This window comes from Aeromonas sp. HMWF017, assembly GCF_003061465.1.
Classification (GTDB): Bacteria; Pseudomonadota; Gammaproteobacteria; order Enterobacterales; family Aeromonadaceae; genus Aeromonas; species Aeromonas veronii.
The window spans coordinates 1-14,892 of the sequence record NZ_QAJD01000007.1 but is presented as its reverse complement, the minus strand read 5'-3'; the positions used below and the strand labels follow the sequence as shown (position 1 = coordinate 14,892).

General features: G+C 60.5%; 13 protein-coding genes. 2 read left to right on the top strand and 11 right to left on the bottom strand.

The annotated features are described in order from the left end of the window. Window positions 1-645, top strand: a 645-nt coding sequence (locus tag DBR30_RS21140) for a hypothetical protein (protein ID WP_181363463.1), incomplete at its 5' end; no start/stop codon positions are given. A 29-nt stretch (window positions 646-674) separates the two neighbouring features. On the opposite strand, the gene parC is transcribed toward DBR30_RS21140, so the two are convergent. The 10 genes from parC to nudF all read right to left on the bottom strand — a co-directional run bounded on the left by parC (window position 675) and on the right by nudF (window position 11,533). After that, complete coding sequence (parC, locus tag DBR30_RS01230) at window positions 675-2,969, bottom strand: DNA topoisomerase IV subunit A (protein ID WP_108540884.1); 2,295 nt, start codon at window positions 2,967-2,969, stop codon at window positions 675-677. Window positions 2,970-3,052: 83 nt separating this feature from the next. Then, the gene (gene parE, locus DBR30_RS01225) at window positions 3,053-4,948 is read right to left on the bottom strand and encodes a DNA topoisomerase IV subunit B (RefSeq protein WP_108540883.1); all 1,896 of its coding nucleotides are present in this window, start codon (window positions 4,946-4,948) and stop codon (window positions 3,053-3,055) included. Between the two features lie 116 nt (window positions 4,949-5,064). Further along, window positions 5,065-7,074, bottom strand: coding sequence for an FUSC family protein (locus tag DBR30_RS01220; protein WP_108588151.1), 2,010 nt, complete (start codon window positions 7,072-7,074; stop codon window positions 5,065-5,067). A gap of 1 nt (window position 7,075) precedes the next feature. After that, on the bottom strand, window positions 7,076-7,942 hold the full coding sequence (locus DBR30_RS01215; RefSeq protein WP_108542087.1) for an efflux RND transporter periplasmic adaptor subunit: 867 nt from the start codon (window positions 7,940-7,942) through the stop codon (window positions 7,076-7,078). After that, the gene (locus DBR30_RS01210) at window positions 7,935-8,177 is read right to left on the bottom strand and encodes a DUF1656 domain-containing protein (protein WP_033113020.1); all 243 of its coding nucleotides are present in this window, start codon (window positions 8,175-8,177) and stop codon (window positions 7,935-7,937) included. Before DBR30_RS01210 ends, DBR30_RS01215 begins: the two co-directional genes overlap by 8 nt. A gap of 196 nt (window positions 8,178-8,373) precedes the next feature. Then, a complete protein-coding gene (locus tag DBR30_RS01205) occupies window positions 8,374-8,997 on the bottom strand; it encodes an NUDIX hydrolase (RefSeq protein WP_108542088.1) in 624 nt (207 codons plus the stop codon). Between the two features lie 2 nt (window positions 8,998-8,999). After that, window positions 9,000-9,587, bottom strand: a complete 588-nt coding sequence (locus DBR30_RS01200) for a YqiA/YcfP family alpha/beta fold hydrolase (RefSeq protein ID WP_108542089.1) — start codon at window positions 9,585-9,587, stop codon at window positions 9,000-9,002. Window positions 9,588-9,599: 12 nt separating this feature from the next. After that, window positions 9,600-10,418, bottom strand: a complete 819-nt coding sequence (gene cpdA, locus DBR30_RS01195) for a 3',5'-cyclic-AMP phosphodiesterase (RefSeq protein WP_041202814.1) — start codon at window positions 10,416-10,418, stop codon at window positions 9,600-9,602. Window positions 10,419-10,440: 22 nt separating this feature from the next. Further along, window positions 10,441-10,929, bottom strand: coding sequence for a DUF1249 domain-containing protein (locus tag DBR30_RS01190; protein WP_375061838.1), 489 nt, complete (start codon window positions 10,927-10,929; stop codon window positions 10,441-10,443). Beyond that, on the bottom strand, window positions 10,892-11,533 hold the full coding sequence (nudF, locus tag DBR30_RS01185) for an ADP-ribose diphosphatase (RefSeq protein ID WP_108542090.1): 642 nt from the start codon (window positions 11,531-11,533) through the stop codon (window positions 10,892-10,894). Before nudF ends, DBR30_RS01190 begins: the two co-directional genes overlap by 38 nt. A 305-nt stretch (window positions 11,534-11,838) precedes the next feature. Here nudF and tolC point away from each other — a divergent pair, with 305 nt between their 5' ends. Next, window positions 11,839-13,161, top strand: coding sequence for an outer membrane channel protein TolC (tolC, locus tag DBR30_RS01180; protein ID WP_058057939.1), 1,323 nt, complete (start codon window positions 11,839-11,841; stop codon window positions 13,159-13,161). 117 nt (window positions 13,162-13,278) lie between these two features. On the opposite strand, the gene hldE is transcribed toward tolC, so the two are convergent. Next, on the bottom strand, window positions 13,279-14,706 hold the full coding sequence (hldE, locus tag DBR30_RS01175; protein WP_040067070.1) for a bifunctional D-glycero-beta-D-manno-heptose-7-phosphate kinase/D-glycero-beta-D-manno-heptose 1-phosphate adenylyltransferase HldE: 1,428 nt from the start codon (window positions 14,704-14,706) through the stop codon (window positions 13,279-13,281). Window positions 14,707-14,892: the final 186 nt, after the last annotated feature.

The window sequence follows — 14,892 nt, the reverse complement described above, 5'->3', positions numbered from 1 at the left end:
ATATCAAATAAACCTTCTGATTGGGTTGACTTTAGTGACTTAGTCGGTGGTCTATTAGGCCCTTCACTTAGCTTTCTTTCTTTTGTGCTTTTACTTCACTCCTTAAAACAACAGAACAAAGCAAACACCATTTTAATTGAAGAGGCTAAAAATAATCGAAAAAATGAAAAATTCAGAGTTTTTGAAACTCATTTTTTTAACCTGATTGATGTGCAAAGAGCATCATTTAATTCTTTCAAGATTTCCATAGATTATGTTAGCTCATGCACAGAGTTTAATCATGTCGATGGAGTTATCCATATTGAAGATTACATTCAAGAATTAAGAAACCAAGGCGCCGGTGATGATGTAATTACGCAGTGGCTTGATGAACTTGATAGGTCTGAAAAGATATACAACACTATTAGAATATTTTGCAATATTGTTAAGGTGATATCTGAAAGATTAACTGATGACAATGGTTTTAGTTTAAATGATAGACGACAGCAATATCACTCCCTGATAAGTCTTACAGAATTCTCCCAACTCCGGATGGTTTTGATAGGTATACAGTTCCTTGATTGTCCACAGGCGCAATGGCTCCAGAATAATCAAGAATTTGTAACCGTATTAAAAGAAACGGGACTCGATATTGGTCTTTATTAAAAGGGCGCTTTCGCGCCCTTCATTATTAATTACCCTTCCTGATTTTCCTCCGCGACCGGCTCGGCACCGGCGGCGGGTTCAATCTCGATGCGATCGACCCGCTGCAAACCGCGGGGCAGCTTGGCGCCACGGCGGCCGCGCTCGCCGCGGTAGTAGTCGAGATCAGAGGGTTTGAGGGTCAGCTTGCGCTTGCCGGCAAACAGGGTGACATATTGCCCCTGCGGGATAATGGCAGCCATCACCATAAACTCTTCCCGCGCCTTGACCCGCGCCGAAGGGATGCTGATCAGCTTGTTGCCCTTGCCCTTGCCGAGCACCGGCAGGGTGTTGAGAGGGAACAGCAGCATGCGCCCCTCGTTGGAGATGGCCATGCAGAGATCGGTCTCCGGCGAGCCAATCTTCTGGGGTGCCATCACCAACCCCCCTTCCGGCACGGTGAGAAGCGCCTTGCCGTTCTTGTTTTTGCCGATGAGATCGTCATAGGTGCAGACAAAGCCGTAACCGGCATCGCTGGCGATCAGGTAGGGCTCGCCTTCGTTGCCCATCACCAGATGACGCACCTCTTCACCGGCACCCAGCGCAAAGCGGCCGGTGAGCGGCTCGCCCTGACTGCGGGCGGAGGGCAGGGTGTGCGCCTCCAGCGAGTAGGTGCGGCCAAAGCTCGACAGGAACACCGCCTGCTGGTTGCTGCGGCCAAAGGCGTGGGTCAGGTAGTTGTCCCCCGCCTTGTAGGAGAGCCCCTCAACATCCACATCGTGGCCCTTGGCGGCGCGCACCCACCCCTTGTCGGAGAGGATGACGGTGACCGGCTCGCTCGGCACCAGCTCTTTCTCGGTCAGCGCCACGGCGGTGGCCCGCTCCACCAGCGGGGTGCGGCGATCGTCGCCGTACTTCTCGGCATCGGCCAGCAGCTCTTTCTTGAGCAGGGTGTTGAGGCGGCGCTCGGAGCCCAGGATCAGCTCCAGCTTGTCGCGCTCTTCGGCCAGTTCGTTCTGTTCGGCGCGCAGCTTGAACTCTTCGAGCTTGGCCAGATGGCGCAGTTTCAGCTCGAGGATCGCTTCGGCCTGGGTCTCGGTAATGTTGAAGCGCTCCACCATCACCTTGCCCGGCTCATCCTCGGTGCGGATGATCTCGATCACCTCGTCGATGTTGAGGTAGGCGATCAGCAAGCCTTCGAGGATGTGCAGGCGAGCCAGCACCTTGTCGAGGCGGAACTGCAGACGGCGACGCACTGTCTCGCGGCGGAAGATGATCCACTCGCTGAGGATGGTCTTGAGGCACTTCACCTGCGGCCGGTTGTCGAGGCCGAGGATGTTGAGGTTGACCCGGTAGTTCTTCTCCAGATCCGTGGTGGCGAACAGGTGGGCCATCAGCCCCTCCACATCCACCCGGTTGGAGCGCGGCACGATCACCAGACGGGTCGGGTTCTCGTGGTCAGATTCATCGCGCAGGTCGGTGACCATCGGCAGCTTTTTGGCCACCATCTGGGCAGCGATCTGCTCCATGATCTTGGCGCCGGAGGCCTGATGAGGCAGCGCGGTGATGACGATGTCGCCATCCTCCTCGCTCCAGACCGCCCGCTGCTTGATGGAGCCCTTGCCGGTCTCGTAGATTTTGCGGATGTCGTCGCGCGGGGTGATGATCTCGGCGTTGGTCGGGTAGTCCGGCCCCTGAATGTGCGCCATCAATGCATCGAGCCCCGCATTGGGGTTGTCGAGCAGCTCGGCACAGGCGTAGGCCACTTCCCGCGCGTTGTGGGGCGGAATGTCGGTCGCCATCCCCACCGCGATACCGGTCACCCCGTTGAGCAGGATGTGCGGCAGGCGGGCGGGCAGTACCACGGGTTCTTTCATGGTGCCGTCGAAGTTCGGCGTCCACTCCACCGTGCCCTGACCCAGCTCGGAGAGCAGCAGCTCGGAGAAGCGCGACAGCCGCGCCTCGGTATAACGCATCGCAGCGAAGGATTTGGGATCATCCGGCGCACCCCAGTTGCCCTGACCGTCAACCAGCGGGTAGCGATAGGAGAAGGGCTGGGCCATCAGCACCATGGCTTCATAACAGGCGCTGTCGCCGTGGGGGTGGTACTTACCCAGCACGTCACCCACAGTACGGGCGGATTTCTTGTGCTTGGACAGCGCCGACAGACCCAGCTCGCTCATGGCGTAGATGATGCGCCGCTGCACCGGTTTGAGACCGTCGCCGATATGCGGCAAGGCCCGATCCATGATGACGTACATGGAGTAGTTCAAGTAAGCCTGTTCGGTAAAGGTGCGCATTGGCTGGCGCTCTACCCCGTCCAGACTGAGCTCGATAGCATCACTCATGTGGTTTTCTCTTTCGGTTCGGGAGCCGCCACAGGGCGACTCCGGCTAAATGCTTGCTGGCCCTGTGCGGGCCAGCCGACGGCTTAGATAATGGCGAGGTTGCCCTTCTCTTCCAACCATTCACGGCGATCACCTGCCCGCTTCTTGGCCAGCAGCATGTCCATCAGCTGCAGGGTCTCATCCCCCTCGGCCTCTGGCCCCATGGTGAGCTGCACCAGACGACGGGTGTTGGGATCCATGGTGGTTTCCCGCAGCTGTTTCGGGTTCATCTCACCCAGCCCCTTGAATCGGGTCACCATCACCTTGCCCTTCTTCTTCTCGGCCTCGACCCGCTGCAGCACGCCGTTCTTCTCGTCCTCGTCGAGGGCGTAGTAGACCTCTTTACCGATATCGATCCGGTAGAGGGGCGGCATGGCGACATAGACGTGGCCCTTGTTGACCAGGGTGCGGAAGTGCCTCACAAACAGGGCGCAGAGCAGGGTGGCGATGTGCAGACCGTCCGAGTCCGCATCCGCGAGGATGCACACCTTGCCGTAGCGCAAGCCGCTGAGATCCTCGGAGTCGGGATCGAGCCCGATGGCCACCGAGATATCGTGCACTTCCTGCGAGGCGAGCACCTGACCGGCCTCCACTTCCCAGGTATTCAGGATCTTGCCGCGCAGCGGCATGATGGCCTGAAACTCGCGATCCCGCGCCTGCTTGGCGCTGCCGCCCGCGGAGTCACCCTCCACCAGGAACAGCTCACCCTGCATGGGGTCGGCGCAGTTACAGTCGGTCAGCTTGCCGGGCAGCGCCGGGCCCTGGGTAATCTTCTTGCGCACCACTGTCTTGGCGGCGCGCATCCGGCGCTGGGCGCTACTGATGCAGATCTCGGCGATCTGCTCCGCCAGCTCGGTGTTGCTGTTCAAGTAAAGGCTGAAGGCATCCTTCACCACGCCGGAGACGAACGCCGAGCTCTGACGGGAGGAGAGGCGCTCCTTGGTCTGACCGGCGAACTGCGGATCCTGCATCTTGATGGAGAGGATGTAGGCGCAGCGATCCCAGATATCTTCCGGGGTCAGCTTGACCCCGCGCGGCAGCAGGTTGCGGAACTCGCAGAACTCGCGCATGGCGTCGAGCAGGCCCTGACGCAGACCGTTGACGTGAGTACCGCCCTGCGCGGTGGGGATCAGGTTCACATAGGATTCGGCGAGGCATTCGCCCCCTTCCGGCAGCCAGCAGAGCGCCCAGTCCACGGCGGACTGTTCGGTGCTGAAGGCGCCGATAAAGGGCTGCTCCGGCAGGCAGGTGAACTGCTTGACCGCATCGACCAGATAATCCTTGAGGCCATCTTCGTAGCACCACTCCAGCTTGATGCCGGTGTTCTTGTCGAGGAACTTGATGGTGAGGCCGGGGCAGAGTACCGCTTTCGCTTTCAGCAGGTGCTCCAGCTTGGTGACCGAGAAGCGGGGCGAGTCGAAGTAGCTCGCCTGCGGCCAGAAGCGCACCCGGGTACCGGTGTTGCGGCGGCCACAGGTGCCGGTGATGGTCAGCTCCTGCACCTTCTCGCCACGCTCGAAGGCGATGTCATAGACCTGGCCGTCGCGACGCACCGTCACCTCGACCCGATCGGAGAGGGCGTTCACCACCGAAATACCCACCCCGTGCAGACCGCCGGAGAACTGGTAGTTCTTGTTGGAGAATTTGCCGCCCGCGTGCAGCTTGCAGAGGATTAGCTCCACACCGCACACCCCTTCCTCCGGGTGGATATCGACCGGCATGCCGCGGCCGTCATCGATCACCTCGAGGGACTGGTCTTCATACAGGGTCACCTCCAGGGTACGGGCGTGACCCGCCAGCGCTTCGTCGACACTGTTGTCGATGACCTCCTGGCCGAGGTGATTAGGCCGGGTGGTGTCGGTGTACATGCCGGGGCGACGACGCACCGGTTCAAGGCCATTGAGGACCTCAATGGCATCCGCATTATATTGAGTGGACATGGAGGGCCTTGCGAATTGACGTTTGGGGAGAATCTTACTCGTTGGGAGGGTGTTGGACAAACCCGACGGCGGGAAAGGGTGATCCAGAGGGGGGCTGACCGCCCCCGAGTGGCCAATCAGGTTGCACCTGACTCCACCGGCAGCGCCTGCTGCAGCTGGGAGAGCGAACTGTGCAGCCGCCACACCATGCCCGCCAGCTCCCGCGCAGCGCTGTCGTTGTGGTCGGCCAGCCGCTGGCTGATGCGGGCCAGCTCCGCCAGCGTCTTGTCGAGGGAGGCGTGCTGCACACCGCCCTCGGTGAGGATCCCCTTCAAACTGCGGATACAGTTGTCCCGCACCAGATAGAGGGGCTGCTCGTCGCCCCGCCACTGGCGCAGCTGCCAGACGATATGGCTGCAGTTGAGCAGCACCACGCCCCAGCGCAGCACCCAGAGCCGGGCGGTCTGATCCTGACTCAGGCTGAGCTGGCTGATGCAGTGGTAGATACGCGACTCAAACTGGCTCTCGCTCTGCTGCGGCCGGGGCTCCAGCTGATCGATAAAATGGCGGCGCAGGGAGCGAATGATGCGACGACTCTTGCGCCGATCGGAGCTTGGTCGCAGCAACTGGAACGCCAGCCCGGCCACCATCACCCCCAGCACCTGACCGATGCTGCCGTTGATGAACTGCTGGTAGTCGTAGCTCGGCGGATTGGTGATGGCGAGAAAGGAGCCGAGCAGCACGATCATCTGGCCCCAGAGACCCGCCTGCCGTACCTGCTGCTGTTTGCAAAGCTGCATGGTGAGCAGCGCTGGAAAGAGCAAGATGCAGAAGATCCAGAAGTCGTCGATGCGGATCATCAGGCCAAACTTGACCGCAAAGCAGATGAGGCTCAGCAGCAGGATCGCTTTGAGCATGGTGTTGGCCCCCTGCGCCGGGGCCGGGGTCGCCGAGTAGAGCACGCAGCAGATGGCGATCATGGTGAGTGCCGAGCTGCCCGCATCCCACTGACTGTTAATCCAGAAGGTGCAACCAAGCAATACGCAGAGGAAGGTACGCCCACCGTTGTAGGCAGCCTCCAGCGTGTCGGTATGGCTGGTGAGGGAGGTGTGATGGCGCGGCGCCGGCCACTCCTGATCGTCATAGCGGGTCAACCGGTCAAGCCAGCGCTGGCACTCCAGATAGCTCCAGCAGAAGTGGCGCAACCGCAGCAAAAAGGTGCGCAGCCGATAATCATGCTCGCTGGTCGGCATCAGGGGCGCCAGCAACCTCGCAACCCGATACTTGTCGCACTCCGGCTTGCCGAGCTCGCAGATCAGGGTGGCGAGCAGCGCCTGAATACCCGCCGGTTGCTCCGGCCAGTTGTGCAGCATCCGCCGCTGGCTGGAGATCAGACTGATAAGCCGCAGTTGGCGGTGCAGCAGGAAGTTGAGCAGCTTGTTCTGGCGGCGCAGCCGGTGGTGACTCCAGACCGCCTGAATGCGCAGCACATTCATGGTGAGGATCTGGCCGATCAGCCCCTCGTGGGCGCTGCGCACATCGGGATTGGCCTCCCCCAACCAGAGCAGCTGGGCATGCTCCAGCAAGCGGGTCTGGCTCTTGCGCAGGGACTGGAGCAGGGTCTCGCTGTCGGAGGTGCTGGGCAGGATCATCATCATCAGACCGCCGCAGAGGATGCCGATGATCACCTCGCTCACCCGCGCCTGGGCGATGTCGAAGATGTGTTGCGGGTCGGTCACGTTGACACTGGAGAAAGCGATGATAGCGGCGGTGTAGCCACCGAGGGCAAACGCGTAGGAGACGTTGTTCTGGTAGTGGTTGGAGATGTAGGTGCACAGGCCCAGCCAGAGGGCGATGAGGAAGCTGAACAGCCAGGGATCGCTGATGCCAAGACCGGTGATCACCACCGCTGCCATCGCCCCCATCAGGCTGCCAACCACCCGCCCCAGACTCTTGCTGATCACCCCGCCCACGGTGGGAAAACTCACCACCGCAGCCGAGCTCATAGCCCAGTAGGGGGAGTCGAGCTGCAGCACGAAGGCCAGCCAGAGCGACAGGCACATTGCCAGGGCATTGCGCAGGGCATAACGCCACTGCCCCCCTGTCGCCTTCCCCCAGGGGGTGCGCAGCCAGAACGACTCGCTCACCCTACTCGCCAATGGTGATGGTGCAGGTGGTGCCGGCGATCAGCGTCACGTCCGCCGGTACATCCAGCAGCTTGATCCGTACCGGCACCCGCTGGGCCAGCCGCACCCAGGGCACGTTGGGTTTGACGTCGATCAGCAGGCCGTTGCCGCCATCGACGCTCTGATCGTGGATGGCGCGCCCTATGCTCTCCACCTCGCCGCGCAACCGCTGTTCACCGCTGTAGAGCACCACTTCAGCCGGTTTGCCCGGTGCTATGTGGCCGAGCTTGGTCTCTTCAAAGTACCCCTGCACATAGAAGGAGTGAGTATCCACCAGCGCCACCAGCGGCACACCGGCGCTGGCATAGTTGCCGACCCGGGTCTGCAGGTTGGTGATGTAGCCATCGCTCGCGGCATGCACCCGGGTCTTGGCCAGCGACCACTCCGCCTTCTCCAGATTGGCCTGCGCCACCTGATAGGCTGCCTGCATCGCCTGGACATTGAGGCGCGCTTCATCCATCGTCTCGGCTGAGATGACGCTGCTCGACAGGCCGCTGCGGCGGTTCGCCTCGTGCTCGGCCTTGTCGAGATCCGATTTCGCCTTGGCCAGCGCCGCCCGGGCATTATCGAGGGCAATCCGGTAGGGCTCGGGGTCGAGCGTAAAGATTTCCTTCCCCGCCTTGACCAGCTGGTTGTCCTTCACCGCTATCTTGATGATCTTGCCCGACACCTCGGGGGTAATGCTGACCAGCTCGGCGCGCACCTTGCCATCCCGGGTCCAGGGCCCCTGCATGTAGTAGTTCCACAGCCACCAGCCCGCCGCCAGCGCCAGCGCACAGACCAGCAGGGTGGAGAAGTATTTGAGGGTCGCGAGAGGTGATTTAGCCATGTAACAGCATCCAGAGAGCGCCGCTGACGGCGAGGATAAAGAGGGAGAGATCCATCAGCAAGGGGTGCCAGACATCCCCGCCATAGAGCCAGTCGCGCAGCAGATGGTGCACCGGCAACCAGCAGAGCAGGCCAAGCAGCACCGCTTTGAACAGCGGCGGAAAGTAGAGAGAGGCACCCAGTACCAGATCCGGCAGCGCAGAAGGAGTTGTCACAAACGTGCTCCCTGTTGGCAGTGAAGTTCAGAAGAGTTCGGCCATCCCCTGCCCCGGGCGAGGCAAAGTAAACAGGCCGCTAAAGATTAACACTGCCCCGCAGGGCGCAACAGAAACATATGAGCCCCTTTCGTTTAGGCCTGTCGATCCGCTGGGTGATGCACACCATCGCGCGTCGGCATCTCCCCCAGCGCAAACGGGTTCACGTCCTCAGATGTCAATCAAACAGGGTATCGCGCCGCCCCTGCAAAAGATGGTCGTACAGGGTACGCAACTGGGAGGCCACCACCCGATGGCGGGAGAGCGGGGGCAAATCGTCTATGGGGAAGTACCCCGCCCCTTTGGTTTCATCGGTTTCGCCCAGCAGCTGGCCGCCAGTCACCTTGCACAGAAAGAAAGCCTTGTGGGCGTGGGGCAGCCGGGGCGGATGGGGGTGTTTGAGCTTGTCGAACAGGGCCAGCAGTTGCACCGCACGGCACTCAAGGCCGGTTTCCTCCACCACTTCACGCACCACGGCATCCGCCAGCGAGTCACCGATATCGCACCAGCCACCGGGCAGAGTCCAGCAGTCGTCGCTGCGCTCCTGTACCAGCAGGATATGGCCCGCATCGTTCTGAATGAAGGCCCGCACGTCGAGCTTGGGGGTGGGATAACCGCGATCGAGGGCAATCCAGTCGCTAATGGCTTCCGGCGCCAGCTCGCTCTGGCTGGCGATAAGGGTCACTGTAGCCGCTCGCAGCGCCTCGAAACGGCCGATATCGAAGGGGTCTTTGGAGTAGGTGAGGCCCGCTTGCGCCGTGGCCAGTACCTGTTCCAGATAAGCGGCCAACGGCGGTTGCATGATTAAAGCCCGAGGAAACGGATAATCTGGGCGGGGTAGCGCTCGAACGCCACAAAGGCGTGGTTGCCGCCGCACTCCAGCGAGAGGCGGGCAAAGCGGTATTCATCCAGCGCTTTGCGATAGTCGAGCACCTCATCCCCCTGCTGTTGCAGGATCCAGAGTCGCTCCGGCGCCGTCACCGGTACCGCCAGTGCACGCAGCTCATCCATATGTTCAGGCAACAGTTCGTACTGCTCACCCGTATAGGGATTGGTCTGGGGGCCGAGGTAGTCACAGAGCAGCTCGTGCGGGCGCACCGCAGGGTTGATCAGCGCGGCGCGGCAGCCGTACTGCTCGCTGACCCGGGTCGCCATAAAGCCGCCGAGGGAGCTGCCCACGGCGCCGAGCTTGAATTCACTACCATAGCGACTCTGCAGATCGGCAATGGTCTGCTCGATGGCCGCCCAGGCCGCCGCCGGGGTGTTGGGCTGGGCCGGGATCACCACCTCGATATCGGGTCTGTGCTCTGCCACCCAGGCAGCCATCTGCTGCGCCTTGGCGGAGCCCGGTGAGGAGTTGAAACCGTGCAGATAAAGGAGAACCGATTTCATGGAATGCTCTCCTCAATAACCGGTAGCGTTGGGGTCAGGCACAAACTGCCCCACCGGCAGGCGCCACACCTCGCTGGCCACCCGCCCATCCGGATAGAGGGTCAGATAGCGCCAGCCCGGGCCGGATTCATCCAGCGCAAAGCCGTCGGACAGCGGTTTGAACTGGATGCAAGTCGATGGGCTGGCAATCAGCCGCACCCCGCGGTGCACCTCGTCAAACTCCTGATGAACGTGGCCGAACAGGATGGTCTTCTGCTGCGGATGACGGGCCAGCACGGCGAACAGGTCATCGGCATTCTTGAGATTGTGCTGATCCAGCCAGGCACAGCCCACCGGCACCGCCTGATGGTGCAGGGTGATAAGAGCGTGGCGATCAGGATATTGACGCAGGGCACGGTCGAGGGCGGCCAGCTGGTGATCGCCAATCATGCCGTGGGGTTTGCCGCGCACCTGGGTGTCGAGCAGGATCACCTGCCAGTGGTCGCCCACCAGCTGCTTGGATTCGCTGATCCCGGCGGCATGGAGATATTCGGTCATCAGCGGGCTGTCATCGTGATTGCCGGGCAGCCAGTAGATGGGGCGACCCAGTGGCGCCATCATGGAGGCGAAACGCTGATAGGATTCCGGGCTGTGATCCTGCGACAGATCGCCGGTCGCCAGAATCACCTCATAGGGGTGTTCATTGGCCTGCACCTGTTCCAGCACGGCGGCCAGACTCTCTGCGGTACGCACAGCCAACAGCCGCCCTTCGGCACTCGCGAAGAGGTGGGTGTCGGTAATTTGCAACAGGCGCACACTGCCGTCCTGCGCCTGGGGGAGCTCTGTTTCCAAAATCACGCTTCTTTTTATTTGTTCAACTGGAGATATTGATCGGGCTGGTACCATGTCTGAGACAAAATTTTAGCCATTCGGCCAGAAACAGATCTACCTGCTCCTTTTCATCCCGCTGGTGCATCTTTTTATTGGGATAATCATAACGTGGTTGCAAACGGGAAATCTGTTGCGCTGCACACACTTCCGCCATCCGCACGTCATGATACAAACGAATCTCGATTTGAGCCTGCAGATATTCGGGTAATTCGGGGTTGTGCTGACTCAGGATCACCTGATTGGTGAAGCGACTCTCGCCAATGATGGTGAGCTGGAATTGCAGATCGTTGCCGACCCGATAGCGGCGCTCGGCGCCGACTTCCCCATCAGGCGGCAGCAGTTTCATCAATGCCATGTAGTTGACCTCGCAGGTACGCTGCAAGGACATCAGGTCAGGCACATAGCGCCTGCTCTGTTGCAAGGTCAGCGCCACCTCAGCGATCCGCCAGCCAGCGGGCACGCAGCTCGCCATGGTTGAGGGCCAGCCACTGCAGGGCGATGACCGAGGCCGCATTGTCGATGCGTCCCTCTTTGAGCCAGGCATAGGCCTGCTCGCGGCTCACCACGTGCACCCGGATATCCTCGCCCTCATCCGCCAGACCGTGCAGGCCGCTCGCCTTGCTGGCATCCACCTCGCCCACAAAGACCTCGATCCGCTCAGTGCTGCCGCCCGGGCTCACCAGATAGCTGATGGCATGCTCGCAGCGGGCCACCTCGATCCCGGCCTCTTCCACCGCTTCGCGGCGCACCACCGCCTCGGCGGTCTCACCTTCGTCGATAATGCCAGCCACCAGCTCCAGCAGCCAGGGGGTCGGACTGGTCTCCATGGCGCCGATACGGAACTGCTCCACCAGCACTATCTGGTCGCGCACCGGATCATAGGGCAGCAGCACGGCAGCATGGCCCCGCTCGAACAGCTCGCGCACGATGGGCTGGTTCCAGCCGCCTGCAAATAACCGATGCTGCAGACGATAGACATTCACCTTGAAGAAGCCGTTATATCCAGCTGATTTTTCGATGATTTTCACATCATCAGCGGCGTAATGCCGATCTTGCGGCAAAGGTTGCTGCGACATCCGGGGCTCCCGTCAGCTTGACTTGTATCAGTTTGACCATAAAATCCGAGGAACATGAATGAACGTTCATTCACTCGGCGTGCCATGGTAATGAGGGGTGGATTTTAGCAGCCACAGACCATTTGGCTAGGCGCGCGGGGAGAAAACTGCGTCCGGTTCTTGACGTTCCCGTCACCGGACCTGAGACTCTTAGCATTAAATTTTGCTTATAGTAGAGTGATTAAGCTGCAATCAAGCTTGGTCGGTGACAATATTTGCCCTCTCCAGCAACCAGTTTGGGTTACTACATAAGGTTAAAACGATCTATGAAAAGAACACTTTTGTCCGTCATGGTGTTGCTGGGCGTCAGTGCCGGTGCCCATGCCGAAAACCTGCTCGACATCTACCAGCAAGCCCAGATCAAAGACCCGCAGTTGCTGCAGTCCAAAGCCGTTCGCGACCAGGCCTTCGAGAAGATCAACGAATCCCGTGCTCCTCTGCTGCCCCAGATCGATCTGGGTGCCGGGCTCAATTATCTGCAAAACAAGAACGATACCCAGAGCAATACCAACGCCAAGGGCGAGGTGACGCTGTCGCAATCCCTCTATCGTCGCAGTAACTGGGTCAATCTGGATATCAGCGAGAAGCAGGCCACTCAGTCAGATGTCGCCTACAACCTCGAGATCCAGAACCTGATGGTGCGCACCGCCAAAGCCTACTTTGATGTGCTCAAGGCGATGGATACCCTGGAGTTCGTCCGTGCCAACAAGGTTGCCGTAGAGCGTCAGCTGGAGCAAACCCAGCAGCGTTTCGAAGTGGGCCTGACCGCCATCACCGACGTCCATGAAGCCGAAGCCTCCCGTGACCAGGCGCTGGCTGACGAGATCAATGCAGAAAACTCGCTGGACAACAGCTACGAGACCCTGCGCGAGCTGACCGGTATCGATCACCGCAATCTGGACGTGCTGAACACCGATCGTTTCAGCCCGCAGAAGACCGCCTTCGGCTCCGACAAGTGGCTGGAGCTGGCGCTGGACAAGAACCTGCAACTGCACAGTGCCCGCATCAGCAAGGATATTGCCAAGGAGCAGATCGATCTGGCCAAAACCGGCCATGAGCCGACTCTGGATCTGGGTGCCGGACTGCAAACCAGCAATACCGATTACAAGCTGGATAGTATTCAGAGCGGCGGCAATGACAATCAGGCCAATATCGGTCTGACCTTCAAGCTGCCCATCTACAGCGGTGGCGCCACCAGCTCCAAGGTGAAGCAGGCTCAGTACAACTACGTGGCGGCCAGCGAACTGCTTGAGAAGAACTTCCGCTCGGTGCAGAGCACGGTGCGCTCTTCCTACAACAACGTCAACGCCAGCATCGGCTCGGTACGTGCCTACAGCCAGTCTGTGGTCTCCGCCGACAGCGCCCTGAAAGCGACCGAAGCCGGTTACGAAGTGGGTACCCGTACCATAGTCGACGTGCTGGATTCCACTCGCAAGCTGTACGAGGCCAAGCAGAAGCTCTCCGAAGCCCGTTACAACTACATCCTCAATATCCTGAGCCTGAAACAGGCTGCCGGTATTCTGGAAGCACAGGATCTGGTGGAAGTGAACCAGGGCCTGATGCCCGCCACGGCAAAAGCCAAAGGCTGATAGCCGCTATCGGACATGAAAAAGGCGACCGCAAGGTCGCCTTTTTGTTATCCGGATTTCTGTCGGCTTGCAGCCGCCGATAGTGAGCCCCGCGCAGATTGCGGGGCCCGCAGAACGTTAGCCGCGCTCGCGGATCGTCTTGATGATGTCGGTGGTGGAGCAACCATCCTCGAAGTTGAGAACGCGCACCTCGCCGCCATTGGCAGTCACCTCGGCGTAACCGGCGATATCTTCCGGCTTGTAGTCGCCGCCTTTGACCAGCAGATCCGGCAGGATCTCGGCAATCAGGCGCTGCGGGGTATCTTCACCAAACGGCACAACCCAATCCACCGCGCCAAGCGCAGCCAGCACCGCCATGCGGCGCTCGGTCGGGTTGACCGGACGACCCGGCCCTTTCAGACGGCGAACCGATTCGTCGGTATTGACCGCCACGATCAGGCGATCCCCCAGCTTGCCGGCGTTGGCCAGATAGGAGACGTGACCGGCATGCAGGATGTCGAAGCAACCGTTGGTCATCACTACCTTCTCGCCGCGCAGACGGGCGGCACGAACCGCCACTTTCAGCTGGGCTTCGGACATGACGCCGAAGCCTGTCTCCTGCTCGGTGTAGAGGGCATTGGCCAGCTCGACCGGGCTGACGGTAGAGGTACCCAGCTTGCCGACCACGATACCGGCAGCGGTATTGGCCAGCGCACAGGCTTCGTCCAGGCTCTTGCCTGCCGCCAGCGAGGTGGCCAGGGTAGAGATCACGGTATCACCGGCACCGGTCACATCATAAACCTCGTGGGCCTGAGCCGGCAGATGCAGCTCCGGCTGACCTTCGCGAATGAGGGTCATGCCGTTCTCGGAACGGGTGACCAGCAGGGCATCCAGCTCGAAGCGTTTGACCAGATCCAACCCCTTGGCGACCAGCTCCTCTTCGCTCTTCACCTTGCCCACCACGGCCTCGAACTCGGACATGTTGGGGGTCAGCAGAGTGGCACCGCGGTACTTCTCGAAGTCGGTCCCCTTGGGGTCGACCAGAACCGGAATACCGGCGGCACGGGCGCGCTGGATCATGCCTGGCACGTCGTTGAGAGCACCCTTGCCGTAGTCGGAGAGGATCATCACGTCGCTATTCGGCAGCGCCTGCTCGACCTTGCTCATCAGCAGGGTGGCATCGACGGAGTGGAAGGGCTCTTCAAAGTCCAGACGCAGCAGTTGCTGGTTGCGTGACAGCACCCGCAGCTTGGTGATAGTCGGGAAGTCGGCCAGACGAACGAAATCACAGGCCACCTTGACGCCAGCCATCTGGCCAGCCAAAGCATCGGCAGCCTCGTCCTGACCGGTCAGGCCAAGCAGCACGGCATGAGCGCCAAGGGCGGCGGAGTTGAGGGCCACGTTGGCCGCGCCACCGGGGCGTTCCTCAATGTGTTCAACCTTGACCACGGGCACCGGTGCCTCGGGCGAGATCCGGCCGGTGGGGCCATGCCAATAACGGTCCAACATGACATCGCCAACGACCAGGACGCGGGCTTTTTCAAACTCGGGCAGGGTGATCTTCATCTGTATCGACTCTCAAAACCTGAAAAATCAGCGGGCGATTTTATCACACTCTTTTATCCGGTGTAGAAAAAGCCGACCGCAGTTGCCGCCGCTGTCACGCTAACCGGACGCAGGCTACCCCTCTGACCAGCACACAGCCATTCGCCCCCGCCCCCCCTTTTCGGCTAGAATCCCCCGATTGTGTTT

Coding starts and splice junctions, on each gene's coding strand:
- parC (WP_108540884.1), bottom strand. CDS start 2,969: ATGAGTGATGCTATCGAGCTCAGTCTGGACGGGGTAGAGCGCCAGCCA.
- parE (WP_108540883.1), bottom strand. CDS start 4,948: ATGTCCACTCAATATAATGCGGATGCCATTGAGGTCCTCAATGGCCTT.
- DBR30_RS01215 (WP_108542087.1), bottom strand. CDS start 7,942: ATGGCTAAATCACCTCTCGCGACCCTCAAATACTTCTCCACCCTGCTG.
- DBR30_RS01205 (WP_108542088.1), bottom strand. CDS start 8,997: ATGCAACCGCCGTTGGCCGCTTATCTGGAACAGGTACTGGCCACGGCG.
- DBR30_RS01200 (WP_108542089.1), bottom strand. CDS start 9,587: ATGAAATCGGTTCTCCTTTATCTGCACGGTTTCAACTCCTCACCGGGC.
- DBR30_RS01190 (WP_375061838.1), bottom strand. CDS start 10,929: ATGGCGAGCTGCGTGCCCGCTGGCTGGCGGATCGCTGAGGTGGCGCTG.
- nudF (WP_108542090.1), bottom strand. CDS start 11,533: ATGTCGCAGCAACCTTTGCCGCAAGATCGGCATTACGCCGCTGATGAT.
- tolC (WP_058057939.1), top strand. CDS start 11,839: ATGAAAAGAACACTTTTGTCCGTCATGGTGTTGCTGGGCGTCAGTGCC.
- hldE (WP_040067070.1), bottom strand. CDS start 14,706: ATGAAGATCACCCTGCCCGAGTTTGAAAAAGCCCGCGTCCTGGTCGTT.